18 protein-coding genes are annotated in these 24802 nt (G+C 70.3%); 14 read left to right on the top strand and 4 right to left on the bottom strand.

Features of this window, described 5'->3' with window-relative positions; all coding sequences use genetic code 11:
• Positions 1-137 precede the first annotated feature (137 nt).
• The 6 genes from OHA88_RS16955 to OHA88_RS16930 all read left to right on the top strand — a co-directional run bounded on the left by OHA88_RS16955 (position 138) and on the right by OHA88_RS16930 (position 9678).
• Complete coding sequence (locus tag OHA88_RS16955) at positions 138-2246, top strand: phosphocholine-specific phospholipase C (protein ID WP_328626149.1); 2109 nt, start codon at positions 138-140, stop codon at positions 2244-2246.
• A 231-nt stretch (positions 2247-2477) separates the two neighbouring features.
• Positions 2478-4697 (top strand): MMPL family transporter, encoded by a 2220-nt coding sequence (locus tag OHA88_RS16950; RefSeq protein ID WP_328626148.1) that lies wholly within the window; start codon positions 2478-2480, stop codon positions 4695-4697.
• A 94-nt stretch (positions 4698-4791) separates the two neighbouring features.
• Positions 4792-5346 (top strand): GNAT family N-acetyltransferase, encoded by a 555-nt coding sequence (locus tag OHA88_RS16945; protein ID WP_267007943.1) that lies wholly within the window; start codon positions 4792-4794, stop codon positions 5344-5346.
• An 85-nt stretch (positions 5347-5431) separates the two neighbouring features.
• Positions 5432-6055: a hypothetical protein gene (locus tag OHA88_RS16940; protein ID WP_328626147.1), complete on the top strand. Its 624-nt coding sequence runs from the start codon at positions 5432-5434 to the stop codon at positions 6053-6055.
• A gap of 256 nt (positions 6056-6311) precedes the next feature.
• The gene (locus OHA88_RS16935; protein WP_267001550.1) at positions 6312-6485 is read left to right on the top strand and encodes a hypothetical protein; all 174 of its coding nucleotides are present in this window, start codon (positions 6312-6314) and stop codon (positions 6483-6485) included.
• Between the two features lie 58 nt (positions 6486-6543).
• Entirely contained in the window at positions 6544-9678 is a 3135-nt protein-coding gene (locus OHA88_RS16930; protein ID WP_328629709.1) for a helix-turn-helix transcriptional regulator, read from the top strand.
• A 70-nt stretch (positions 9679-9748) separates the two neighbouring features.
• On the opposite strand, the gene OHA88_RS16925 is transcribed toward OHA88_RS16930, so the two are convergent.
• The 3 genes from OHA88_RS16925 to OHA88_RS16915 all read right to left on the bottom strand — a co-directional run bounded on the left by OHA88_RS16925 (position 9749) and on the right by OHA88_RS16915 (position 12310).
• Positions 9749-9985, bottom strand: a complete 237-nt coding sequence (locus OHA88_RS16925; RefSeq protein WP_328626146.1) for a DUF6191 domain-containing protein — start codon at positions 9983-9985, stop codon at positions 9749-9751.
• 30 nt (positions 9986-10015) lie between these two features.
• Positions 10016-11266: a PQQ-dependent sugar dehydrogenase gene (locus tag OHA88_RS16920; RefSeq protein WP_443044238.1), complete on the bottom strand. Its 1251-nt coding sequence runs from the start codon at positions 11264-11266 to the stop codon at positions 10016-10018.
• An 87-nt stretch (positions 11267-11353) separates the two neighbouring features.
• The gene (locus OHA88_RS16915; RefSeq protein ID WP_328629707.1) at positions 11354-12310 is read right to left on the bottom strand and encodes an aldo/keto reductase; all 957 of its coding nucleotides are present in this window, start codon (positions 12308-12310) and stop codon (positions 11354-11356) included.
• Between the two features lie 133 nt (positions 12311-12443).
• Between OHA88_RS16915 and OHA88_RS16910 the strand changes: the two genes are divergently transcribed.
• The 7 genes from OHA88_RS16910 (at position 12444) to OHA88_RS16880 (ending at position 22766) form a co-directional block, all read left to right on the top strand.
• A complete protein-coding gene (locus OHA88_RS16910) occupies positions 12444-13394 on the top strand; it encodes a 2-hydroxyacid dehydrogenase (protein ID WP_267001544.1) in 951 nt (316 codons plus the stop codon).
• Between the two features lie 184 nt (positions 13395-13578).
• The gene (locus OHA88_RS16905; RefSeq protein ID WP_328626145.1) at positions 13579-16515 is read left to right on the top strand and encodes a putative bifunctional diguanylate cyclase/phosphodiesterase; all 2937 of its coding nucleotides are present in this window, start codon (positions 13579-13581) and stop codon (positions 16513-16515) included.
• A 206-nt stretch (positions 16516-16721) separates the two neighbouring features.
• A complete protein-coding gene (locus tag OHA88_RS16900) occupies positions 16722-18578 on the top strand; it encodes an acetolactate synthase large subunit (protein WP_267001542.1) in 1857 nt (618 codons plus the stop codon).
• Between the two features lie 22 nt (positions 18579-18600).
• Positions 18601-19128, top strand: coding sequence for an acetolactate synthase small subunit (ilvN, locus tag OHA88_RS16895; protein ID WP_030928848.1), 528 nt, complete (start codon positions 18601-18603; stop codon positions 19126-19128).
• A gap of 102 nt (positions 19129-19230) precedes the next feature.
• Entirely contained in the window at positions 19231-20232 is a 1002-nt protein-coding gene (ilvC, locus tag OHA88_RS16890; protein ID WP_093772369.1) for a ketol-acid reductoisomerase, read from the top strand.
• A 270-nt stretch (positions 20233-20502) separates the two neighbouring features.
• A complete protein-coding gene (gene serA, locus OHA88_RS16885) occupies positions 20503-22095 on the top strand; it encodes a phosphoglycerate dehydrogenase (protein WP_267001538.1) in 1593 nt (530 codons plus the stop codon).
• Positions 22096-22178: 83 nt separating this feature from the next.
• Entirely contained in the window at positions 22179-22766 is a 588-nt protein-coding gene (locus OHA88_RS16880; protein WP_328626144.1) for a TetR/AcrR family transcriptional regulator, read from the top strand.
• A 75-nt stretch (positions 22767-22841) separates the two neighbouring features.
• Here the strand turns inward: OHA88_RS16880 and pdxR are convergent, their stop codons facing one another.
• On the bottom strand, positions 22842-24266 hold the full coding sequence (gene pdxR, locus OHA88_RS16875; protein WP_328626143.1) for a MocR-like pyridoxine biosynthesis transcription factor PdxR: 1425 nt from the start codon (positions 24264-24266) through the stop codon (positions 22842-22844).
• Between the two features lie 47 nt (positions 24267-24313).
• Here pdxR and OHA88_RS16870 point away from each other — a divergent pair, with 47 nt between their 5' ends.
• Complete coding sequence (locus OHA88_RS16870) at positions 24314-24796, top strand: carboxymuconolactone decarboxylase family protein (protein WP_267001532.1); 483 nt, start codon at positions 24314-24316, stop codon at positions 24794-24796.
• Positions 24797-24802 lie beyond the last annotated feature (6 nt).

Genomic DNA, 24802 nt, shown 5'->3' with positions numbered 1-24802 from the left:
CAGGAGGTCCGGGCAGGAGGTCCGGGCTCCCCGAGGTGGCCTGCTGGACGTTCACCGCAGGGCCGCGCGGTGGTCTTTCTGCCGCCACCTGGCTTGATTAGCTTCCCGGCTGTAGGACCGGACTCGGGAGGCTCAACTTGACCACGGACATCTCACGGCGACGACTCTTCGCGCTCGGCGGCGGCGCTCTCGGTGCCGCGGCTGCCGGGTCGCTGCTGCCGCCGTCGCTGCAGGCCGCGCTCGCCGCGCAGCCGGTGCGCCCGGCGGGGTCCGGCGGGCTCGGGGACATCAGGCACGTGGTGATCCTGATGCAGGAGAACCGTTCCTTCGATCACTACTTCGGGACTCTGCGCGGCGTACGCGGCTTCGGCGACCGCAACGCGATCGAACTGCCCTCCGGCAAGCCCGTCTTCGAGCAGCCCGGAGCATCGGGCACCTCCGTGCTGCCGTTCCCGGTCCGGGACGCCGCCGCGATACAGAAGAAGGATCTCCAGTACATAGGCGCCCTCGACCACTCCTGGAGCGGCGGCGGCAAGGCATGGGCCGGCGGCTGGATGAACGGCTGGGTGACCGCGAAGACGGCCGCCACCATGGCGTACTACGACCGCCGCGACATCCCGCTGCACTACGAACTGGCCGACACCTTCACGGTCTGCGACGCCTACCACTCGTCCATCCACACCTCCACCAGCCCCAACCGGAACCACCTGTGGAGCGGGAAGACGGGCTTCGAGGCGAACGGCAAGCGGGCGGTCGGCAACGACGCGTACAGCGAGGGCACCCATCCGGGATACGGCTGGAGCACGTACGCGGAACGGCTGGAGAAGGCCGGGCACAGCTGGAAGACGTACACCGAGTGGGAGAACTTCACCGACAACCAGATCGAGTTCTTCGCCACGTTCAAGGCGATCGCCCGCAAGGCGCTGGCGAAGACCGGCGGCCACACCTACATGGAGTCCTTCTACGCGGCCGTCCGTGACACGGACGACGCGGCGGAGCGCGAGCGGCTGCTCGGACTGCTGGAGGACGGGGTCGCCACGCTCACCGAGGCCGAACGCAGCCTCTTCGAGCGAGCGCTGCGCCGGGTCGAGACCGGCACGCTGGCCGACGCGTTCGCCGAGGACGTCGCGGCGGGCACACTGCCCGAGGTCTCCTACCTGGTGCCGTCGGCGGTCGACTCCGAGCACCCGAGCGTCTCCTCCCCGATCCACAGCGCGACGATCGTCTACAAGGTCCTGGACGCGCTCGGCAGGCACCCCGATGTCTGGCGGCACACCGCCGTCATCATCAACTACGACGAGAACGACGGCTTCTTCGACCATGTCCCGCCGCCGGTCGCGCCGCCCGAGGTGACCGACGAGCAGTGGGAGTCCAAGCCCACCGGCCTCGGGGTGCGCGTGCCGCTGCTCGTCGTGTCGCCGTGGACCGTGGGCGGCTACGTCTGCTCCGAGGTCTTCGACCACACCTCCGTGATCCGCTTCCTGGAGCGGTGGACGGGCGTGCAGGAACCGAACATCAGCGACTGGCGGCGCACGGTCACCGGTGATCTGACGTCGGCCTTCGACTTCACGCGCGGACGGCGCCGGCCCGAGGTGGAGCAGCCGGGCGTCATCCCGCCGTTCAGCGGACGCTGGGCGCCGAAGCCGCCCGCCGTCCAGCAGATGCCCGTACAGGAGTCCGGTGTCCGGCCCGCCCGTCCGCTGCCGTACCAGCCGGACGCGCAGGCGAAGATCGTGGACGGGGCGGTGCGGGTCGCCCTCAGCAACACGGGCCGTTCGTCGGCGCACTTCGCGCTCTACCCGTACGCGGGCGAGTTCCCCGTCCCGCAGCACCGGGACGTCAGAGGCACGGCGATCTGGACGGTGCCCCTTGCCGGTGAGGCGTACCGGTTCACGGTGACCGGGCCGAACGGCTTCCGCCGCGAGTTCGCCGGAACCGCCGAAGGCGGGCCCGAGGTCGCCACCTGGGTCGACGTCCACGAGCGCGATCTGCACCTCACCCTGCGCAACACGGGGCGGCGGACGCTCACCTACACCGTCCGGCCGCTGGGCTACGTCGACGAGGCGGACCTGCGGGACTGGACGAGGACGATCAAGGTCAAGCCGGGGCGGAGCCGTACGGTCGTCCACTCGGCGGCCGACGCGCACGGCTGGTACGACCTGGCCGTCACGGTCGACGGGGACGATGTCTTCCGCCGTCGGCTGATGGGACACATCGAGAACGGCCGGGCGAGCGTCTCCGGCTGACCGGAACAGGTGTCGTGGGAGGGCCCACCCGGACGGGGACGCGCGGGAGGGCGGGAGGTGGACGGGGCGCCGGGCATGTAAGGGAATAATCAGACACTGTGAGCATCGCCACGAAAAGGGCAAATGATCAATAGTGGCTGCCAGAGTGACGGTTCTCAGGTCATGTGTTCTTTGCGGGCTGTTCATCAGATCTCCCGATGAAGATCCACGAACCACCAGGGAGCGCGTCCGTTGGCTGCCATCGCCCGCTGGTGCATCACGCACCGTCTCCTCGCTGTCCTCATCTGGTTGCTCGCCCTCGGCGGCGCGGCCACCGCGGCGGGCACGGCGGGTTCCGCTTACTCCAACGACTACGAGGTGCCCGGCACGGAGTCGGGCCGGGCCACCCAGCTGCTCCAGGGCGGCTTCACGGACCTCGGCGGCGACACCGACACCGTCGTCTGGCACACCACCGGATCCACCGTCCGGGCCACCGACGTCGTGCAGACGATGACGCGGACACTGCACGCGATCGAGGAGGTGCCGGGCGTCGGAGACGTCACCGGGCCCTACGGGGCCTCCGGCATCGGGCAGATCAGCGCGGACGGACACACCGCCTACGCCACGATCACCTTCGACCAGCAGGCCGACGACATCCCGGTGCAGCAGGCCCGGACCGTCGTCGACACCGCGAAGGCAGCCGCGGGTGACGGGCTCCAGGTGGAGGTGGGCGGCTCCGTGGCCGCCCTCACCGAAGCGTCGTCCGCCCACCTCAGCGAGGTCATCGGGGTGGTCGTCGCCGCGGTCGTACTCTTCCTCGCCTTCGGTTCGCTCGCCGCCAGCCTGTTGCCCGTCGCCACCGCCCTCGTCTCGGTCGGAACGGCGTACGCGGGCATCGTGCTGCTCGGGCACCTGATGACCGTCGCCGACTTCGCCCCCATGCTGGGCATGCTGATCGGGCTCGGCGTCGGCATCGACTACGCCCTGTTCATCGTCACCCGGCACCGCAGAGGGCTGCGGCGCGGTCTGCCGGTCGCCGAGGCGGCGCAGAACGCCGTCACGACGACGGGGCGTGCCGTCGTCTTCGCCGGGGCCACCGTCTGTATCGCGCTGCTCGGCATGCTGATCCTGCAGCTCGGGTTCCTCAACGGCGTCGCCGTCGCCGCGTCGCTCACCGTCGTGCTGACCGTCGCCGCCTCGGTGACGCTGCTGCCCGCACTGCTGTCGTTCATCGGGATGCGGGCACTGAGCCGGCGCGAACGCAGACAGCTCGCCGAGCAGGGACCGCAGCCCGAACTGCCCACCGGCTTCGCCGCGCGCTGGTCCGCCTTCGTCGAACGTCACCCCAAACTGCTCGGCGTGGCCGCCGCCGCAGTGATGCTGGTCCTCGCACTGCCGACGTTCTCACTGCATCTGGGCACCTCCGACCAGGGCAACAACGCCTCGTCGTCGACCACCCGGCAGGCGTACGACCTGCTGGCCGATGGTTTCGGGCCCGGTGTCAACGGTCCGCTGACGATCGCCGCACAGCTCGACGGCGCCGACGACCGGCTCGCGATGGACGCACTGCCCGCCACACTGCGGGACACCGACGGCGTGGCATCGGTCAGCCCCGTCACGTACAACAACAGCGGCGACGCGGCGTTCGTCACCGTCGTCCCGACGTCGTCGCCGCAGTCCCAGCAGACGAGTGCCCTCGTCGACCGGCTGCGCACGGACGTCCTGCCGCACGCCGAGGAGAACACCTCGCTCCGGGCCCATGTCGGCGGGGTGACAGCCGGCTACGACGACTTCGCACAGATCATCATCGGCAGACTTCCGCTCTTCATCGGGGTCGTCATAGGGCTCGGCTGTCTGCTTCTCCTGCTGGCCTTCCGGTCGATCGGCATTCCGCTGAAGGCGGCCGCGATGAACGTGGCCGCCGTCGCCTCCTCGTTCGGGGTCGTCATCGCGATCTTCCAGTGGGGGTGGGGGAGCGAACTGCTCGGACTCGGCAGCGCAGGCCCCATCGAACCCTTCCTGCCGGTGATCATGGTGTCCGTGCTCTTCGGGCTCTCCATGGACTATCAGGTGTTCCTGGTCGGCCGGATGTACGAGGAGTGGCTGGAGACCGGCGACAACCGGCGGGCGGTCCGGGTCGGCCTCGCCGAGACCAGCCGGGTGATCAACTCCGCCGCGGTGATCATGATCTCGGTCTTCCTCGCCTTCGTGCTCAGCGGGGACCGGGTCATCGCGATGTTCGGCATCGCGCTCGCGGCGGCGGTGGCGCTCGACGCCTTCGTCCTGCGGACCCTGCTGGTACCCGCCCTGATGCACATGCTGGGTGGTGCGAACTGGTGGCTGCCGCGCTGGCTGGAACGGCGGCTGCCGCGCATCAGCATCGAGCCGCCCGAGTGCTGGGAGACGCATGCGAGGATTTCCGGGGCGCGCAGCAGCGAGGACGACCGATCGGTCGCACAGCGCGTCCACTGAGATCTCATTGCGGTCTCTTGGGACGGAGCTCTTGGGACGGACCTCCTGAGACCGACTTCTCGAGACCGACATCGACCGACATCGAAGGAGCATGATGTTCGCGGTATCCCTGGGTGACGACGGTGCGGAACTGCGCCCGCTGGAGATCTGGCAGGCGGAGGAGTTCCTCGCCCACATCGACCGGGCGCGCGATCTCGTCGACCCGTGGATCCCCTTCGCCACCTTCGCCACCGACCTCGAATCGGCGCGCGCCCTGCTGCAGCGGTACGCCGACAAGCAGGCGGCCGACACGGGCCGGCTGTACGGCATCTGGCTGGACGGCACCCTCGTCGGCGGCGTCCTCTTCCGGATCTTCGACACCGAGTCCGGGAACTGCGAGGTCGGCTGCTGGCTGGAGTCGGCGGGGGAGGGGCGCGGCCTGGTGACCCGGGCGGTGCGGAAGCTGATCGACTGGGCGGTCGAGGAGCGCGGCATGCACCGCGTGGAGTGGGTGGCGTCCTCCGCCAACACCCGCAGTGTGGCGGTCGCGAAGCGGCTCGGGATGACGCGCGACGGGGTGCTGCGCGAGAACTATCCGTACCGCGGAGTGAGGCACGACTCGGAGATATGGTCCGTCCTGGCGCCCGAATGGCGCGCACAGCGGGGCTGAGGCGGGGCCGGGGAACCGGGCGGGCCTGCCGGACCGGCCGTGGCCGTTAAGGGCGTTCTCATCCGGGCCGCCTAGCGTGCGGCTCATGAACCCCACGACTTCCAAGACCCCCATAGCTCCCACCGCCGAAGGCGACCACGGGGAGAAGGCGGCGGACCGCCTCGACAAGGCGGCCATCGAAGCCGAGGGCGAGCGCGCGGTGAGCGACGGCAGCGGCCTCGACGCCGACGCGGACCGGGACTCCGACCTGGACCACGACCTCGAGGACGACCTCGAGGACGACGACTCCGACCGGGCACCGTCGGGGCTCGCCGCGGCCGCCGAGGCCGTTGTCGCCACCGGCCTCGGCATCGTCGGTCTCACCGGGGCTTGGACCGGCCGGGTCGTCGCCGAGCGCGAGACCCTGCTGGGACAGATGAAGACCGCCTCCGGCGGCTCCGTGGCCCGGCAGATCTCCGAGATCTACGGTGACGCCTGGCACTCCACCGCCCTCGTCAACGGCATCTTCGCCCTGCTGGCCCTGCTCGTCGGCGTCTTCGCCCTGGTCCGCCCGGCCTTCGGCGCACCCGCCAAGGACCCGCAGCCCGGCTGGGTCCGCGCCGTCGCGACCGCCGGCATCGCGCTCGGCGTCCTCGGCGTACTGATCTCCGTCGGCATGTACTTCGACCTCATCGTCGCCCTGCCGGCGGCGAGCGCAGCCGCCGGCTGAGAGCCACGACTGAGCAGTACGCAACTACCAGCGGTGCCCTAAGGCATCCACTCGGGGGGCCTAGGTCCGCATGCGGCAACCGTCGCGTGCGCCTAAGGCCCCCAGTCCGTAGAGATGCGGAAATCGCCCGATGTGGCGACACCCCCTGGGAGACGACAGTAGAGGCACGGCAGAAACCGGGCCCGGAAGATCCGGGCCGGCCACCGACTGCCCCTCCACCAGGCCTCAACAGGCCGTCGTCATCCGGGAGAAGCACATGTACGCGTACGAGCTCCACAAGATCCAGGAAGCCGAACTCCTCCGCAGGGCCGAGCTGGAGCGCGTCGTCCGGCAGGCCCGCCGGGCCCGCCGCGCCGCGCGCCGGTCCGGACGCCAGGAGGACGAAGGGGCGGTGAGTACGTTCCGGAATCGGTTCGTCCGCGCCGCGTGACGAGCGTGCGATGAGCGCCGATTCCCTTCCCACCGCCACTGTGTCGGACCCATGTGCGATGCTCGGCGGCGTGGAGACCAGGTCCGTCAGTCCCGTGTTCGTCGGCCGCGCAGGCGAACTCACCTCGCTCACCGATGCGCTCGCCCGCGCCACCGCCGGGCCCCCCGGCCGCCCGGGAGCCCCGGGCGGCGAACCGCAGGCGCTGCTCATCGGTGGCGAGGCGGGCGTCGGCAAGACACGGCTGGTCGAGGAATTCCTGACAGCGGCCGGCCGACGCGAGGCCGTCGTCGCCGTCGGCGGCTGCGTCGAGATCGGCGCCGACGGGCTGCCGTATGCCCCGTTCTCCACGGCGCTGCGCGCCCTGCGCCGCACCCTGCCCGACGAAATGGCCGCAGCCTGCGCCGGGCAGGAGGGCGAACTGGCGAGGCTCCTCCCCGAACTGGGCGAAGCCGACCGGGACGCCACCGACGAGCACGGAACCGCCCGCCTCTTCGAGCTCACCGCCCGGCTGCTGGAACGCATCTCCGCCGACCGGCCCGTCGTCCTCGTCCTGGAGGACCTGCACTGGGCCGACGCCTCCACCCGGCACCTCCTCGCCTATCTCTTCCGCACGCTGCGCAGCGGCCGCCTCGTCGTGATCGGCACCTACCGGGCCGACGACATCCACCGCCGCCACCCGCTGCGCCCGCTCCTCGCCGAACTGGACCGGCTCCGCACCGTCCGCCGGATCGAACTCGCCCGCTTCAACCGCGCCGAGGTCGGTCGCCAGCTCACCGGTATCCTCGCGGCCACCCCCGAACCCGCCCTCGTCGACGAGATATTCGAACGGTCCGACGGCAACGCCTTCTTCGTCGAAGAGCTCGCCTGCAGCCTGGAGTGCGGCGACAGCTCCGGACTCTCCGACTCACTGCGCGACCTCCTCCTCGTCCGCGTCGAAGCGCTCTCGGAGGACGCCCAGAAGATCGCCCGGATCGTCGCCGAGGGCGGCTCCACCGTCGAGTACGAACTACTGGCCGCGGTCTCCGGCCTCGCCGAGGACGAACTCATCGCGGCGCTGCGGGGAGCCGTCGGCGCCAACCTGCTGCTCACCACGCCGGAGGGCAACGGCTACCGCTTCCGGCACTCGTTGGTCCGCGAAGCCGTCAGCGACGACCTGCTGCCCGGCGAACGCTCCCGGCTCAACCGCCGCTACGCCGAGGCGCTGGAGGCCGACCCCACCCTCGTCCGTGCCGGTGAGCGCGCCACCCGCCTCGCCAGCTACTGGTACGGCGCACACGATGCGGCCAAGGCCCTCCCCGCCGTGCTGAAGGCCTCCGTCGAGGCCCGCCGCCGCTACGCCTTCTCCGAGCAACTGCGGCTTCTGGAAAGGGCCATGGAGCTGTGGGACGACGTCCCCGACGAGATACGCAGCACCCTGCGCCCCATCGACTACGCCGAGGTGTACCCGGCGTGCGGCTGCGAACCGGACACCACCCCGCTGCGCTACCTCGACCTGATGGCCGAAGCCACTGTCGCCGCCCGCTTCGGCGGCGACCGCGAACGAGCCCTCGCCATCTCCAAGAAGGCCATGCGGGTCCTGGACGGCGAGGCTGACCCGCTGCGCGCCGCCTGGTTCTGGGTCCAGCGTTCGCACTTGGTGCAGGCACTCACCCGCGGTGACGGCTGGCAGGAACTGGCCACCGCCCAGGACCTGGTCCGAGGTCTGCCGCCGTCCGCCGTACACGCCGACGTCCTCATGAGCGTGGCCGGCTGGGGCGCCCTGCACCGCCCCGGCGCCGAGACACTCGCCTCCGCCGACCGGGCCGTGGAGTACGCCCAACTCGTCGGCGACGAGTACATCGAGCTGCACGCCCGGCTCACCCGAGGCTGGCTCACCGCCGACGCCGGCGCAGTCGACGAGGGCATCGCCGAGATGTACGCCGTCCGCGACCGAGCCGATGAACTCCACCTCGTCGGCATCATGGGCCGCGCCAGCATCAACCTCCCCTCCACACTCGAAGCGATGGGCCGCTCCCTGGAAGCCGTGGCCGCCGCGGACCACGGGATCGAGGTCTGCCACCGCCACGGCATCCCCGACACGGAGGCCTGGGTCCGCTCCAACCAGGCGATGTCGTACTTCTCCCTCGGCCACTGGGACGAGAGCCAGGCCACCATCGACGTGGCCGCCCGGGCCGCCCAGTCCCGGAAGGCGCACGGCCTCGTCGCCTCATGCCGCACCGAGCTGGCCCTCGCTCGTGGTGACCTCGCCGAGGCCGAGGTGCAACTGGCGCTGAGCCAACGCCACTTCGGCTCCCGAGACCCGCAGCCCCAGCACCTCCTCAGCCCGGTCCGTCACGCCATGACCCTTGCCGTACAACAGGGCCGCCTCGCCGAGGCGCGGGCCGCATTCGAGGCTCAGGCGGAACTGGGTTTCCCGCCCGGTACCCAGCGGTACGCGCTGCCCCTGCTCCAGATCGCCGCCACGGCCGAGGCGGACGCCCGTGGCCTGCCCGCCACGGAGCCCGGACGTCCGGCGGTCCTTGCCCTGATCCGTAAGCACCTGAAGCAGTTGCCGATGCTCGTCCCGGTCTGGGCCGCCTACGGTCTGCTGATCAACGCCGAGCTGGCCCGCGCCGAGGGCACCGACACCCCCGACCACTGGTCCCGTGCGGCCGCCGCCTTCGCCCCTCTGTACCGCCCCTACGAACTGGCGCAGGTCCACCACCGCTGGGCCGAAGCACTCCTCATCGCCTCCGGCGACCGGGCCAGGGCCACCAGCCTCCTGCGCGACGCGCACAGCGCCGCCGAACGGCTCGGAGCGCGTCCGCTGACCGAGACCATCGAGCTGCTGGCCGGCCGCGCCCGCATCACGCTCGCCACCTCCGTCGACGAGATCCCGACCGCCGTCACCGTCGCGGCCGACGACGCCACCATGGACAAGGCGGCGGAGCGCGAGCAGGCCGAGGAACAGCGCCAGGACGCGGCGGCCGCGGCAGTGGAGTCGTTCGGGCTGACCCGGCGCGAGCAGGACGTGCACCGGCTCGTCGCCGCCGGGCACACGAACCGGAGGATTGCCGAGGAGCTCTACATCTCACCCAAAACCGCAAGCGTGCACGTTTCCAACATTCTCGCCAAGCTCGGCGTCTCCAGCCGTGGCGAGGCCGCGGCGCTCGCCCACCGCCTCCGCCTGTACCGTGCCCGCGAGGTGTCATAGCCGGGTGCGGGTGCGGGTGCGGGTGCGGGTGCGGGTGTGGGCGCGGTCCGGGCCGCCGCCCCGTCTGTCCTCAATCGCCGGACGAGCTTGATGGACCGTCCTCGGCGTCGGCGTCGGCGGCGTCGTCGTCCTCGTCCCCGTCCTCCGGCTCAGGAAGGCGGACCGTCACCTTTCCCGACGCGAGGTCTATCGGGCCCCGGCCGGGATCGCCCACGCCCAGGTCCACCCGGGTCAGCTCCAGGCGTTTCTGCTCCTCCGCGGCGTGCTTGCGGCCCGGGGCGAAGAGTTCCTCGAAGAAGTTGAACACCGGCTCGCGCCCTTTCGCCTGCTGTAGCCGCTACCGCACCTCCAGCACCAGGGCTCTGTCGTCTCCCGGTTCCGGTGTGCCGCGGGTGTCCGTGTTGCTCGTGACCAGCCAGAGTCTGTTGCCGCCCGCCGCGAGCACGGTGCGCAGCCGGCCGTACTGTCCTTTCAGGAACGATTGCGGGGCCGCCAGAGGTTCCTTGTCCGGGTTCTCCGACAGCGGGATCCTCCAGAGTCGCTCACCGCGAAGGCCCGCCATCCAGATCGAGCCCTGGGCGAAGGCGATCCCGCTCGGGGACGCCTCGGACGTCTTCCACTGTGCCACGGGGTCGACGAAACCCTTCGTTCCGACCTTCCCCTCGTACTTCGGCCAGCCATAATTCCCACCGGGCACGATCTGATTCAGCTCGTCCCACGTGTCCTGCCCGAATTCGGACGCCCACAGCTGTTTCCGGCTGTCCCAGGCCAGCCCCTGCACATTGCGGTGCCCGTACGAATACATCAGCAGGCCGGGCTCGGGGTTGCCCGGTGCCGGTTCGCCGTCCGGCGTCATCCGCAGGATCTTGCCTGCCAGGGACGCCTTGTCCTGCGCCAGGCCGGTGTTCCCCGTCTCGCCCGTCCCCGCATACAGCATGTGGTCCGGGCCGAAGGCGATCCGGCCGCCGTTGTGGATGTTGCCCTTCGGGATGCCCCGCAGGACCGTGTGCGGCGCGCCCAGCTGCCGGCCGGTGTCACCGTGCTCGTCGTACCGCATGCGGGCGATGCGGTTGTCGGACCCGGTCGTGAAGTACGCGTACACCAGATGGTCCGAGGCATACGTCGGCGAGATCGCGATGCCCAGCAGCCCGCCCTCCCCGGCGGGCGACACCCCGGGCACCGTGCCCAGCAGCGTCTTGCTCCCCGTTCTCCCGTCGACCCGCGTGATCGTTCTCTCGTCGCGCGACGACACCAGAAGATCGCCGCCGGGCAGCTCCGCCAGACCCCATGGTGAGGCGAGTCCCTCGGTCAGCGTCGACACCACCTTCACCGAGCCCTTTGCGGGCGGCAACGAGGACGGCGGCGGCAAGGTGGAGGACGAGGAGGACACAGCAGGGGAGGAGGGCGGTGGGTGTGTCGTACCCGCCGCGTCACCGCCCGTGCTCCCTGAACCGTCGCTCGACGAGCACCCCGCCGACATCATCAGTGAGCCCACCGCGACCGCGGTCACCATCGCGCGGCGCGCAACGGGAAACCCTCGTGGGCGTTCCACCAGAGCTCTTACGGATCCGAATACGGAAGCGCGCACAGCACCGATCCCTTCGACGGCTGCCTGACTACTGTTCTTACACCGCAGCCCCGCCCCGGGTTCCGCATGACCGCCGAGTTTCTGCGCTCAGTCCCACGAACCCAGCGCCCGCGGCAGCCGGGCAATCTCAGCCAGATCCTGCGCCGTCAGCTCCAGCCCGGCCGCCCCCGCGTTCTCCACCGCCCACCGCTCCCGCTTCGTGCCCGGCACCGGCACCACATGGGGGCCCTGGCGCAGCACCCACGCCAGCGCCACCTGTGCCGGAGTCGCCCCGTGCCGTTCGGCGATCCGCCGCAGCCCCACCACCACGGGCTGGTTCGCCGCCATCATCTCGGCCGTGAACCGCGGATGCCTGGCCCGCAGATCGTCCGGCTCGAATCCCTGGCCCGGCGTCAGCGTGCCCGTCAGATAGCCGTTGCCCAGCGGCATCGCCGCCAGCAGCCCCACACCCCGCGCCTCGCACCACGGCAGCAGCGTGTCGAGGGCCTCCGGCGACCAGACCGAAAGCTCCGCCTGGACCGCGCTCACCGGAAAGACCTGCTGCACCCGCTCCAGTTGGCGGATCGTTCCGTCGTGCATCCGCGCACCCGGCCGGCGCGAGGCCCTCGCCCCGACCGCGCTCAGCCCCAGCGCCCGCACCTTGCCCGCGGTGACCAGCTCCGCCATCGCGCCCCAGGTCTCCTCCACCGGCACCTCGGGATCGGCCCGGTGCAGCTGGTACAGATCGATCACATCGGTCTGCAACCGCCGCAGCGACGCGTCACAGGCCCGGCGCACATAGCCGGGACGGCCGTTGGCCACGATGTGCTGATCGCCCACCAGCAGCCCGCACTTGGTGGAGACGAAGGCATCGGTCCGGCGCCCCTTGAGGGCCCTCCCGATCAGCAGCTCGTTGGTGAAGGGGCCGTACATGTCCGCCGTGTCGAGCAGCTGGACGCCCGCGTCGAGCGCGGCGTGCACCGTCCGCAACGCACGGTCACCGTGCTGCTGCGACGCGCTGTACGCCCAGCTCATCGGCATGCAGCCGAGCCCGACCGCACCCACGGCGAGCGCCGCCGCACCGAGACTCCTGCGCTCCAACTCCCCGAACCCTCCCTCGGTCCCGCCGTCACGGGACCCCGCACCGCACCCCAAAGTAACCTCTGCCGTCTCCCGTACTTCGCATAGCCTCCTGACCATGACTTCTATGACGACTCCCGATGTATGGCTGCCGATTCCGGCCGAGGAGATCGAAGGGCTCCCCGAGGGGCTCAACTACCGTTTCTGGGACGGAGAGCAGGACTTCCCCGCCGACCCCGCGGACTGTGCGTTCTACGTCGTTCCCTACATGAAGGGCCCGGAGATCGCGGTCCGCCCGCTCGCCGGGATGGGGGCGGTCCAGGTCGTCCAGACGCTCTCGGCGGGCATCGACCATGTCCAGCCGGGGCTCGGCCGGTTGTCCGCCGGGGTGCGGCTGTGCAACGCCAAGGGGGTTCACGAGGCCTCGACGGCGGAGCTCGCCCTCGCTCTGATCCTCGCCTCGCTGCGCGGCTTCCCCGGCTTCGTCCACGGTCAGGACAAGGAGGAGTGGCGGGCAGGTTTCTACCCGGCGCTCGCCGACAAATCCGTTCTGATCGTGGGGTACGGATCGATCGGCGCCGCCATCGAGGACCGGCTCGCGCCCTTCGAGTGTGCGCGGGTGGCGCGCGTCGCGCGCTCCGCGCGGACAACAGCACGCGGCCCCGTACACACACTCGACGACCTGCCCGCACTGCTGCGCGAAGCCGACATCGTCATTCTGTCCACCCCGCTGAACCCTTCCACGCAAGGGCTGGTGAGCGGCGACTTCCTCGCCGCGATGCCGGACGGCGCGCTGCTCGTCAACGTCGCCCGGGGCGGAGTCGTGGACACCAAGGCTCTGCTGTCCGAACTCGAGTCCGGGCGGCTGCGCGCGGCACTCGATGTCACCGACCCGGAACCGCTGCCCGCCGGCCACCCCCTCTGGCATGCTCCGAACGTCCTGATCACTCCGCATGTGGGCGGCAGCACCTCGGCGTTCCTGCCGCGTGCCAAGCGACTGCTGGCCGGACAGCTCACCCGGTTCGCCGCGGGGGAGCCGGTGCAGAACGTCGTACTCACCACCGGCTGACCACTCTGTGAAGCCGTTCTGCTGCGCAGAGTGCCGACAACTCCCCAAATCGTCACGGAGAGTAGAGGGACTATGTCCCTGTGTGACGAGTCTGGTGTATCGTCCCGAATGGGGGCTGCGCCGTGGAAGGGACGGCGCGGGGTGGCAGCGGAACGCGAGGGGGGCGACGGGCGATGCAGGGCCGATGGGCGAACGATCCGACGCGGCAGGGCGGTCGACGGAGACCACCCGGGTGCCCATCGTGCCGCGCCCTCAGCCGCCCGACGGCATCGGGGACACCTCGGTGAGCGCCCCGGCGAGCGCCTTCGGGGCGTTCTTCTCCCGGCAGTCGACCGCCGGAGGGGCGTCCGGGGCGGTCTCGCAGATCCTTCTCGGCCTGGTCTGCGGCGGTTACGCCGTGGGGGCGGCCTTCGGCTGGGGCTCGTCCGAGCTGGCGCTCGTCATGGGCGACTTCGGCCTCAGTGCCGCTGCCCTGATCGCGGCCGTCTCCTGCTTCCTCTACGCGCGCTTCGCGTGCGACCGGTTCCGGCCCGCCTGGCTGCTGTTCTCGCTCTCCTCGCTGATGGCCGCCGGGGGGAACGCCGTCTGGGGCTGGTACGAGGTCGTGCTCGGGGTCGATGTGCCCAGCCCGTCGCCGGCTGACGTCTTCTTCCTCTGCTTCGCGCCGCCCGCCATCGTCGGGCTGCTCGTCCTTGCCAAGCGCCCTGTCACCAGGGCCGGTTGGGTCTGTCTGGTGCTGGACTCCTGGCTGATCGGCGGATCGCTCCTCACGCTCTCCTGGAGCCTGGCGCTCGCCCGCACCGCGCATCTCGCGGACGCCGAAGGGGCGAGCGTGGCCCGCGCGGCGCTCTCGCTGGCCTATCCACTGCTCGACATCGTGCTGGTCTCCATGGTGCTCGCCCTGCACTTCCGGCGGGCCAACGTCAACCGCTCCGCGGTGAACACCGCCATCGCCGCCCTCGCGCTGACGGTCCTCTGCGACGCGCTGTTCACCTCGCCGCTGCTCCGCCAGACCTACCACTCCGGTCAGTTGCTGGACGCCGGCTGGTTCGCCGGTTCGCTGCTCCTCGCGTACGCCCCCTGGGGTGCGAACCGGACAAGGGACAACGCTGTCGAGCCCCGCCCGGCCCCGCGCACCACCAGCCGTCCGATCGCCGGTTCACTGGCCGCGCTGACGCCGTATCTCGCCGCAGCCGTCTGCACCCTCGGCATTCTCTACAACGTCATCGAGGGCCGCCGGGTGGACCGCGTCGTGGTCTTCACCGGCTGCACGGTGGTGCTCGCCCTGGTCGTACGACAGGGCATCATGCTCGTCGACAACATCGCGCTCACCCAGGAGCTGGCGCAGAAGGAGAATCACTTCCGCTCCCTGGTCCAGGGCTCCAGCGACGTCATCATGATCGCCGCCCCCACCGGCATCCTCCGGTACGTCAGCCCCGCCGCCTCCGGTGTCTACGGGCGGGAGGCCGACGATCTCGTCGGCGCCGAGCTCGCCTCGATCATCCATCCCGAGGACCTGGGGCGCGTGGTCCACGAGGTGCGGCGGTTTCTGGCCGCGCCGCCCGGTGAGGAACCCACCACGCGGATCGAGTGCCGGTTCAGATCCGGCACCGGTGACTGGCTCAACGTCGAGTCCACCGTCAACCGCCACCAGGGCGGGCTGATCCTCAACAGCCGGGACGTGACCGAACGGGTCAGGCTGCAGGCCCAGTTGCAGCACAACGCCGAGCACGACCCGCTGACCGACCTGCCCAACCGCGCCCTGTTCACCGACCGGGTCCGCCAGGCTCTCGGCGGCCGCCGCTCCGGTGACCCCGGCACCGCGGTGCTCTTCATCGACCTCGACGGCTTCAAGGCGGTCAACGACCGTCTCGGCCACCAGGCGGGCGACGAGCTGCTCGTCCAGGCCGCCCGCCGTCTCCAGGAGTCCGTGCGGGCCGGGGACACCGCGGCCCGGCTCGGCGGCGACGAGTTCGCGGCGCTCATCGTCGGAGACGGCACGCGCAACCAGGGCGCCCGGGAGTACCAGGTCCACGAGATCGCCGACCGGCTGCGCCTCACGCTCTCCCAGCCCTACCGGATCGGCGGCGGCGAGGTCCGCGTCGCCGCCTCCATCGGGGTCGCCTTCGCCGAGCCCGCCATCACCCCCACCGACCTCATGCGCAACGCCGACCTCGCCATGTACCGCGCCAAGGCGGCCGGCAAGGACCGTGTCGAGCTGTACGCCCCACAGATGCAGGCCGAAGTGGTACGCCGGTCCGAACTGGCGACCCGGCTGCGCACCGCCCTGCGGGACGGCGAGTTCGCCCTGCTCCATCAGCCCGTGGTCCATCTCGCCACCGGCACCGTCGCGGCCGTCGCCGCACAGGCCCGCTGGCGCTCCGCCCAGGGCATCCTGTTCACCCCCGCCGAGTTCCTCCGCGTCACCGAGGACGGCGACCGCACCGCGGAGCTCGGCCGCTGGCTCCTGGAAGAGGCCGTCGAGCAGGCCGCAGACCGGGCCAGGGCCGGGCACCAGGTCGCCGTTGCCGTCCGGCTGTCCGCCCGCAGACTGCTGGACAGGGCGATGCCGTTCGGCTCCGTCGAGGCGCTCCTCACCCGGCACGGCCTGCCCTCGGGGGCGCTGATGATCGAGGTCTCCGACAACGACCCCCGGGTCTCCTTCGACGAGCTCGAACAGCGCCTCGTCGCGCTGCGCCGGCTCGGTGTACGGATCGCGCTCGACGGCTTCGGCAGTGGCTACGCCGCGATCAACGCGCTGCGCCGGCTCCCCATCGACGTACTGAAACTCGACCGGGGTCTCGTCGAGGGTGTCGTGGAATCGGCTCGACTGAACAAGATCACCAGTGGGCTGCTGAGGATCGCCTGCGATCTGGGCCTGCAGTCGGTGGCCGACGGGGTCGACGTGCCGGAACAGGTCCTCGCGCTGCGCGCCATGGGCTGTACGCACGGCCAGGGGATGGCCTTCTCCGGACCGCTGGACGAGTACCGTCTGCGCCGCACGCTGGTGCGCGGAGAGTTCCCGGTGCCGGGCGGACCCACTGCTCAGCCCGTCCTGACGGGCGGCTCGATTCCGCTGCTCAGTGGACCACATTCTGAGATGCCTATCCCACCTACTTGACACGCTGTGCGCGTCGGAGAGAGGGTCAATGCCATGCGCACCCGAATTCTCGTACTTGGAAAGCGCGTCGGCTGAAGCAGAGTCCCTCGTTGACACTCTGCAGACCGCACCGGCGCGCTCCCCTCGCTTGCCTCACGGCACGAGGGGTTTTTTGTTGCACTGGCACACCTCAAAACCCCGCAAAAACCCTCAGCTTCGAGAAGAGAATGCCGATGACCGAGCAGGCCACCGGGGCCCATCATCCCCAGCCGCGGGCCCGTAACGGCGGATCGTCCTCCGCCACCGTTGAGCACGTCACGGGTGCGCAGTCCCTCATCCGGTCTCTTGAGGAGGTGGGGGCCGACACGGTATTCGGCATTCCCGGCGGCGCCATCCTTCCGGCGTACGACCCGATGATGGACTCCACCCGGGTCCGTCATGTGCTGGTCCGTCACGAGCAGGGCGCCGGACACGCCGCCACCGGCTACGCGCAGGCCACCGGCAAGGTCGGTGTCTGCATGGCCACCTCCGGTCCGGGCGCCACCAACCTGGTCACCCCGATCGCAGACGCGCACATGGACTCCGTCCCGCTGGTCGCGATCACCGGCCAGGTGGCCTCCAAGGCGATCGGCACGGACGCCTTCCAGGAAGCCGACATCTGCGGCATCACGATGCCGGTCACCAAGCACAACTTCCTGGTCACCCGGGCCGAGGACATCCCGCACACGATCGCCGAGGCCTTCCACATCGCCTCCACCGGCCGTCCGGGCCCCGTCCTCGTCGACATCGCCAAGGACGCCCTGCAGGCGCAGACCACGTTCAGCTGGCCGCCGACCCAGGACCTGCCCGGCTACCGCCCGGTCACCAAGCCGCACGCCAAGCAGATCCGTGAGGCCGCCAAGCTCATCACCCAGGCCAAGCGGCCGGTGCTGTACGTCGGTGGCGGCGTCATGAAGGCCGGGGCGACTGCCGAGCTGAAGGTCCTTGCCGAGCTCACCGGAGCGCCCGTCACCACCACTCTGATGGCGCTCGGTTCGTTCCCCGACAGCCACCCGCTGCACGTGGGAATGCCGGGCATGCACGGTTCGGTCACCGCCGTCACCGCGCTGCAGAAGGCCGACCTGATCGTCGCCCTCGGAGCCCGCTTCGACGACCGCGTCACCGGCAAGCTGGACAGCTTCGCCCCGTACGCCAAGATCGTCCACGCGGACATCGACCCGGCGGAGATCGGCAAGAACCGCACCGCCGACGTGCCGATCGTCGGTGACGCCCGCGAGGTCATCGCCGACCTCGTCCAGGCCGTCCAGGCCGAGCACACCGAGGGACACACCGGCGACTACTCCGCCTGGTGGAAGGACCTCAACCGCTGGCGCGACACCTACCCGGTCGGCTACGACCTCCCCGAGGACGGCAGCCTCTCCCCGCAGCAGGTCATCCAGCGCATCGGTGAGCTCGCCCCCGAGAACACGATCTTCGCGGCGGGCGTCGGCCAGCACCAGATGTGGGCCTCGCACTTCATCCAGTACGAGCAGCCCGCCACCTGGCTGAACTCCGGCGGCGCCGGAACGATGGGTTACGCGGTCCCGGCCGCGATGGGCGCCAAGGCCGGCATGCCGGACCGTACGGTCTGGGCGATCGACGGCGACGGCTGCTTCCAGATGACCAATCAGGAACTCACCACCTGCGCGCTCAACAACATCCCGATCAAGGTCGCGATCATCAACAACGGTGCGCTCGGGATGGTCCGCCAGTGGCAGACCCTGTTCTACAACCAGCGGTACTCCCACACCGTGCTGCACTCCGGCGCCGACACCGAGGGCGCCCCGGCGAAGGGCACCCGCGTGCCGGACTTCGTCAAGCTGTCCGAGGCCATGGGCTGCTACGCGATCCGCTGCGAGGACCCGGCCGATCTGGACAAGGTGATCGCGGAGGCCAACGCGATCAACGACCGCCCGGTCGTCATCGACTTCATCGTCCACGAGGACGCCATGGTGTGGCCGATGGTCGCCGCCGGCACCTCCAACGACGAGGTCATGGCCGCCCGTGGCGTCCGCCCCGACTTCGGCGACAACGAAGACGACTGAGAGACAGAGAGAGACCGACTCCATGTCCACCAAGCACACGCTCTCCGTCCTGGTCGAGAACAAGCCCGGTGTCCTCGCCCGGATCACGGCCCTGTTCTCCCGACGCGGCTTCAACATCGACTCGCTCGCGGTCGGTACCACCGAGCACCCCGACATCTCGCGCATCACCATCGTCGTGGGTGTCGAGGACCTGCCCCTCGAGCAGGTGACCAAGCAGCTCAACAAGCTGATCAACGTACTGAAGATCGTCGAACTCGAGCCGTCAGCTGCGATCCAGCGTGAGCTCGTCCTGGTGAAGGTCCGCGCCGACAACGAGACCCGCTCCCAGATCGTCGAGATCGTCAAGCTGTTCCGCGCCAAGACCGTGGACGTCTCCCCGGACGCCGTCACGATCGAGGCGACCGGCGGCGCCGACAAGCTGGAGGCCATGCTCAAGATGCTGGAGCAGTACGGCATCAAGGAGCTCGTCCAGTCCGGCACCATCGCCATAGGGCGCGGCGCGCGCTCGATCACCGACCGTTCGCTGCGCGCCCTCGACCGTACGGCCTAGCCGCCACCCCTCTCGCCGCTCGTATGGCGAGACCCGAAAACGTAATTGACGCACCCCGCCGTACGGTGGGACGCAACACCTGCACACCAAGGAGAAGACCCAGTGGCCGAGCTGTTCTACGACGACGATGCCGACCTGTCCATCATCCAGGGCCGCAAGGTCGCGGTCATCGGCTACGGCAGCCAGGGCCACGCCCACGCGCTGTCGCTGCGTGACTCGGGTGTCGACGTCCGTGTCGGTCTGCACGAGGGCTCCAAGTCCAAGGCCAAGGCCGAGGAGCAGGGCCTGCGCGTGGTGACCCCGGCGGAGGCCGCCGCCGAGGCCGACGTCATCATGATCCTCGTCCCGGACCCGATCCAGGCCCAGGTCTACGAGGAGTCCATCAAGGACAACCTCAAGGACGGCGACGCGCTGTTCTTCGGTCACGGCCTGAACATCCGGTTCGACTTCATCAAGCCGCCGGCCAACGTCGACGTCTGCATGGTCGCCCCGAAGGGCCCGGGCCACCTGGTCCGCCGCCAGTACGAGGAGGGTCGCGGCGTCCCGTGCATCGTGGCCGTCGAGCAGGACGCCTCGGGCAACGGCCTGGCGCTCGCCCTGTCGTACGCGAAGGGCATCGGTGGCACCCGCGCCGGCGTCATCAAGACGACCTTCACCGAGGAGACCGAGACCGACCTGTTCGGTGAGCAGGCCGTCCTCTGCGGTGGCACCGCCGCTCTGGTCAAGGCCGGTTTCGAGACCCTGACCGAGGCCGGATACCAGCCGGAGATCGCCTACTTCGAGTGCCTCCACGAGCTGAAGCTCATCGTCGACCTGATGTACGAGGGCGGCCTGGAGAAGATGCGCTGGTCGATCTCGGAGACCGCCGAGTGGGGCGACTACGTCACCGGCCCGCGGATCATCACGGACGCCACCAAGGCCGAGATGAAGAAGGTTCTCGCCGAGATCCAGGACGGCACCTTCGCCAAGAACTGGATGGCCGAGTACCACAACGGTCTGCCCAAGTACAACGAGTACAAGAAGGCCGACAGCGACCACCTGCTGGAGACCACCGGCCGTGAGCTGCGCAAGCTCATGAGCTGGGTGAACGACGAGGACGCGTAAGTCCTCAGCCGCGGGGCGGGTCTTCGGACCCGCCCCGCGGCGCATCCGCATCACCGCTGGAAGAAGGCGGCGCCGTACGTGTGTACAAGTCGTCCAGCCCCATGTGGGTGATCCTTCCATCGGGGCGCAGAATGCGCCCTCGCGCATGACTACACTTCTCCACACATACACGCGTCAGGCCCACAGTGTCGTGCGTCTTCCACGCGGCAAGCCCCTCCACCGCCTGCGGCCGTCGGGACGGCCGTCCGCACTGGACTTGTGAGGACTCACGTGAGCTCGAAACCTGTCGTACTCATCGCTGAAGAGCTGTCGCCTGCCACGGTTGACGCCCTGGGGCCGGATTTCGACATCCGGCACTGCAACGGCGCGGACCGCGCCGAACTCCTCCCCGCGATCGCCGATGTCGACGCCATTCTGGTGCGCTCCGCCACCAAGGTCGATGCCGAGGCCGTCGCCGCCGCGAAGAAGCTGAAGGTCGTCGCCCGCGCGGGCGTCGGTCTCGACAACGTCGACGTCTCCGCGGCCACCAAGGCCGGCGTGATGGTCGTCAACGCCCCGACGTCCAACATCGTCACCGCCGCCGAGCTGGCCTGCGGTCTGCTCGTCGCCACCGCGCGCAACATCCCGCAGGCCAACACCGCCCTCAAGAACGGCGAGTGGAAGCGCTCCAAGTACACCGGCGTCGAGCTGAGCGAGAAGACCCTCGGTGTCGTCGGCCTCGGCCGCATCGGCGTGCTGGTCGCGCAGCGCATGTCGGCCTTCGGCATGAAGATCGTCGCGTACGACCCCTATGTGCAGCCGGCTCGCGCCGCGCAGATGGGCGTCAAGCTCCTCACGCTGGACGAGCTGCTGGAAGTCTCCGACTTCATCACCGTGCACCTGCCGAAGACCCCCGAGACGCTCGGCCTGATCGGCGACGAGGCGCTGCACAAGGTGAAGCCCTCGGTGCGGATCGTCAACGCCGCGCGCGGCGGCATCGTCGACGAGGAGGCGCTCGCCTCCGCCCTCAAGGAGGGCCGCGTCGCCGGCGCCGGTCTCGACGTGTACGCGAAGGAACCCTGCACGGACTCCCCGCTGTTCCAGTTCGACCAGGTCGTCTGCACCCCGCACCTCGGCGCCTCCACCGACGAGGCGCAGGAGAAGGCGGGCATCGCGGTCGCCAAGTCCGTCCGTCTCGCTCTCGCCGGTGAACTCGTGCCGGACGCGGTCAACGTGCAGGGCGGCGTCATCGCCGAGGACGTACGTCCCGGCCTGCCGCTCGCCGAGAAGCTCGGCCGGATCTTCACCGCGCTCGCGGGTGAGGTCGCGGCCCGCCTCGATGTCGAGGTGTACGGCGAGATCACCCAGCACGACGTCAAGGTGCTCGAACTCTCCGCGCTCAAGGGCGTCTTCGAGGACGTCGTCGACGAGACGGTGTCCTACGTCAATGCCCCGCTCTTCGCGCAGGAGCGCGGTGTCGAGGTCCGCCTCACCACCAGCTCCGAGTCGCCGGACCACCGCAATGTGGTGACGGTCCGCGGCACGCTGGCGAGCGGCGAGGAGGTCGCGGTCTCCGGCACGCTGGCCGGCCCCAAGCACCTCCAGAAGATCGTCGCGATCGGCGAGCACGATGTGGACCTGGCGCTCGCCGACCACATGGTCGTCCTGCGGTACGAGGACCGTCCCGGTGTCGTCGGCGCGGTCGGCAAGATTCTCGGCGAGGCCGGTCTCAACATCGCCGGCATGCAGGTCTCGCGGGCGGCCGCGGGCGGCGAGGCGCTGGTCGTCCTCACCGTCGACGACGACGTCCCGGCAGCGGTCCTGAGCGAGATCGCCGAGGAGATCGGCGCGACCTCGGCCCGCTCGGTGAACCTCAGCGACTGATCGCAAATCCTGTGCGGGCCGGCGTACCCGGCATGTAGACGTGCGTCTTACACAAACGTCTGCATGCCGGGTACGCTGCTTTCATGGGACACCGTGAGGATCTGCTCGAAGGCGCCAAGCGCTGCCTGCTGGAGAAGGGGTACGCCCGGACGACGGCACGCGACATCGTCGCGGCCTCCGGCACCAACCTCGCCTCCATCGGTTACCACTACGGTTCCAAGGAGGCCCTGCTCAACCTCGCCTTCCTCAAGGTGACGGAGGAGTGGGGCGAGTTGCTCACCAAGCAGCCGGACGGGGCCGGGAACGGCGACGGTTCCCCCCAGGCGCCTCTCGACCAGTTCCGCGACGTGTGGGAGCGGGTGATCGGCAGCTACGAACGGACACGTGCCGTCTGGCAACTCCAGATGGAGGTCGTGTCCCGGGTCGACTTCGATCCCGAGCTGCAGAAGGCCCTGGCGGGCCCGCAGCGCGAAGGCCGGGACGGGCTCGCCGAGAACATGCTGGGCATCGACCCGGAGACCGACCCGGAGCGGGCGCGGGTCGCCGGGCTGTTCTGCCAGGCGCTGCTGGCAGGCGTGATGGTGCAGTGGATGATCGACCGCGACTCGGCGCCGTCGGCGCAGGACCTGACGGACGGGCTGAAGGCGGTGCTGGAGGGGCGGGTGTCGTAGGCGATTGCGTGGCCGCGGCCACGCTGTGTCCTCCATCGCCGGAGGGGCTGAGATGTGACAGTGCCCGCCGGGTGGTCAGGTGCCGGGCGGTGGCAAGGCCCGGCACAGCGCCTCCAGGGCCGCGCCGTACGCATGGTCCGGCGGCGTCGCATAGCCCACGACCAGGCCGTCCTCGGCGCGCATGGTGGCGGCCGGATGACGGAAGTCGGCGAGCGGGTCCAGGCCGAGGCCCTGCCAGGCGGCGGCCTTGACGGTGGAGCGTTCGGTGCCGGGCGGCAGCCGCAGGACGGCGTGCAGTCCGGCGGCGATGCCGGTGGGCGTGATGTGCGGGGTGTGAGCAGCCAGGGCGGCGACGAGCTGGTCACGGCGGCGCCGGTAGCGCTGCCGCATCCGGCGGATGTGCCGGTCGTAGTGGCCGGATTCGATGAAGTCGGCGAGCGCGAGCTGGTCCAGGACGCTCGCCCAGCCCTCGCGTTCCCCCTTGGCGGCCAGAACGGCGCCGACGAGGTGCTCGGGCAGCACCATCCAGCCCAGGCGAATGGCGGGGGAGAGGCTCTTGCTGACGGAGCCGAGGTGGACGACCCGGTCCGGATCGAGGCCCTGGACGGCGCCCACCGGCTCACGGTCGTAACGGAACTCCCCGTCGTAGTCGTCCTCCAGGACCAGGCCGCCGCGGGTACGGGCCCAGTCGACCACGGCCGCACGCCGCTCCGGGTGCAGTGGACCGCCCGTCGGGAACTGGTGGGCCGGGGTGAGCAGCACACTCCGTACGCCCGGCAGTCCGGTCAACTCGCCGGTGCGGGCCCCGTGTTCGTCGATCGCCAGCGGGACCGTGCGGACCCCGGCGGCGACCAGCAGCGAACGGTGGAATGCGAGCCCGTACGACTCCACCGCCAGCGGGCCGCGCAGCACACCGCCGCCGAACAGCAGTCGAAGGGCGTGCGCGAAGCCGGAACAGATCACGATCCGTTCGGGGGAGCAGCGCACCCCGCGGACGCGCGCCAGATAGCCGGACAGCGCGCGGCGCAGCTCGATGCGACCCTGTGGATCCCCAGGGCCGAAGGCGTCGTTCGGCGCGCCGTTCACGGCGCGGCGGGAGGCCGCGAGCCACGCGGTACGGGGGAAGGATGCGGCGTCAGGCTGTCCTTGACGAAGGTTGTGCACGGGCGCGGCCGGGCGGGACGGCGTCTTCTTAGGGATCCGGGCAGGGGCGGCGGCAGCGGCGCGGTGCGCGACCCGGGTGCCGGACCCCTGACGGGCGGTCAGCCAGCCCTCGGCGACCAGTTCGGCATAGGCGTCGGCGACGGTGTTACGGGCCAGGCCGAGGTCGGCGGCGAGCGAGCGGTAGGGCGGCAGCCGGGTGCCGGGCGGCAGTCGTCCCGCCCGGACCGCGTCGCGCAGCGCGCGGATGAGAACGGACCGGCGGCTGCCCGGTCCAGCCAGCTCCAGGAGCAGGTCACTGCCGATCCGCTCCGCCGAATTGACCCATGATTCCGACATCGGAATGCACCCTACGCGAGGTCGCCCGGCTCCGTAGCGTAGTGATCATGACGAACAGCGAAGCAGTCACCCGAACCGCCCGAGTCAACTTCGCCAAGGCCGCCCCGAAGGCGTTCAAGGCCCTCATCGGCTTCGACGCTGCCGCGCGGCAGGGCCTGGACCCTGCGCTCGTCGAACTGGTCCAGATCCGGTCCTCCCAGCTCAACGGGTGCGCGTACTGCCTGCACATGCACACCACGGACGCCCGCAAGGCGGGTGAGAGCGAGGAGCGGCTGCACATGGTCGCCGTCTGGCCGGAGGCCGCCCACTTCTTCACGGAGAAGGAACAGGCGGCACTCGCGCTCACCGAGGCCGTCACCCTGGTATCCCGCGGCGGCGTCCCGGACGACGTCTACGCCCGCGCGGCGGCCCACTTCGACGAGCCCGAGCTGGCCGGACTGCTGGCCCTGATCTTCACGATCAACACCTGGAACCGCATCGCTCTGAGCACCGCGAAGGTGGCGGGCACGGACGAGCGGGCGGCCCACTGAACGGCG

Origin of the sequence: Streptomyces sp. NBC_00353 (assembly GCF_036108815.1) — a bacterium.
Classification (GTDB): Bacteria; Actinomycetota; Actinomycetes; order Streptomycetales; family Streptomycetaceae; genus Streptomyces.
The sequence above is the reverse complement of the archived record's forward strand: the minus strand, read 5'-3'. Positions and strand labels throughout refer to the sequence as shown.

Bases quoted from the DNA above. Each gene is read 5' to 3' on its own strand.
- OHA88_RS16870 (WP_267001532.1), top strand. From the start codon at position 24,314: ATGACGAACAGCGAAGCAGTCACCCGAACCGCCCGAGTCAACTTCGCC.
- OHA88_RS16900 (WP_267001542.1), top strand. From the start codon at position 16,722: ATGCCGATGACCGAGCAGGCCACCGGGGCCCATCATCCCCAGCCGCGG.
- OHA88_RS16940 (WP_328626147.1), top strand. From the start codon at position 5,432: ATGAACCCCACGACTTCCAAGACCCCCATAGCTCCCACCGCCGAAGGC.
- OHA88_RS16905 (WP_328626145.1), top strand. From the start codon at position 13,579: ATGGGCGAACGATCCGACGCGGCAGGGCGGTCGACGGAGACCACCCGG.
- OHA88_RS16910 (WP_267001544.1), top strand. From the start codon at position 12,444: ATGACTTCTATGACGACTCCCGATGTATGGCTGCCGATTCCGGCCGAG.
- ilvN (WP_030928848.1), top strand. From the start codon at position 18,601: ATGTCCACCAAGCACACGCTCTCCGTCCTGGTCGAGAACAAGCCCGGT.
- OHA88_RS16945 (WP_267007943.1), top strand. From the start codon at position 4,792: ATGTTCGCGGTATCCCTGGGTGACGACGGTGCGGAACTGCGCCCGCTG.
- OHA88_RS16935 (WP_267001550.1), top strand. From the start codon at position 6,312: ATGTACGCGTACGAGCTCCACAAGATCCAGGAAGCCGAACTCCTCCGC.
- OHA88_RS16880 (WP_328626144.1), top strand. From the start codon at position 22,179: ATGGGACACCGTGAGGATCTGCTCGAAGGCGCCAAGCGCTGCCTGCTG.
- pdxR (WP_328626143.1), bottom strand. From the start codon at position 24,266: ATGTCGGAATCATGGGTCAATTCGGCGGAGCGGATCGGCAGTGACCTG.
- OHA88_RS16930 (WP_328629709.1), top strand. From the start codon at position 6,544: ATGCTCGGCGGCGTGGAGACCAGGTCCGTCAGTCCCGTGTTCGTCGGC.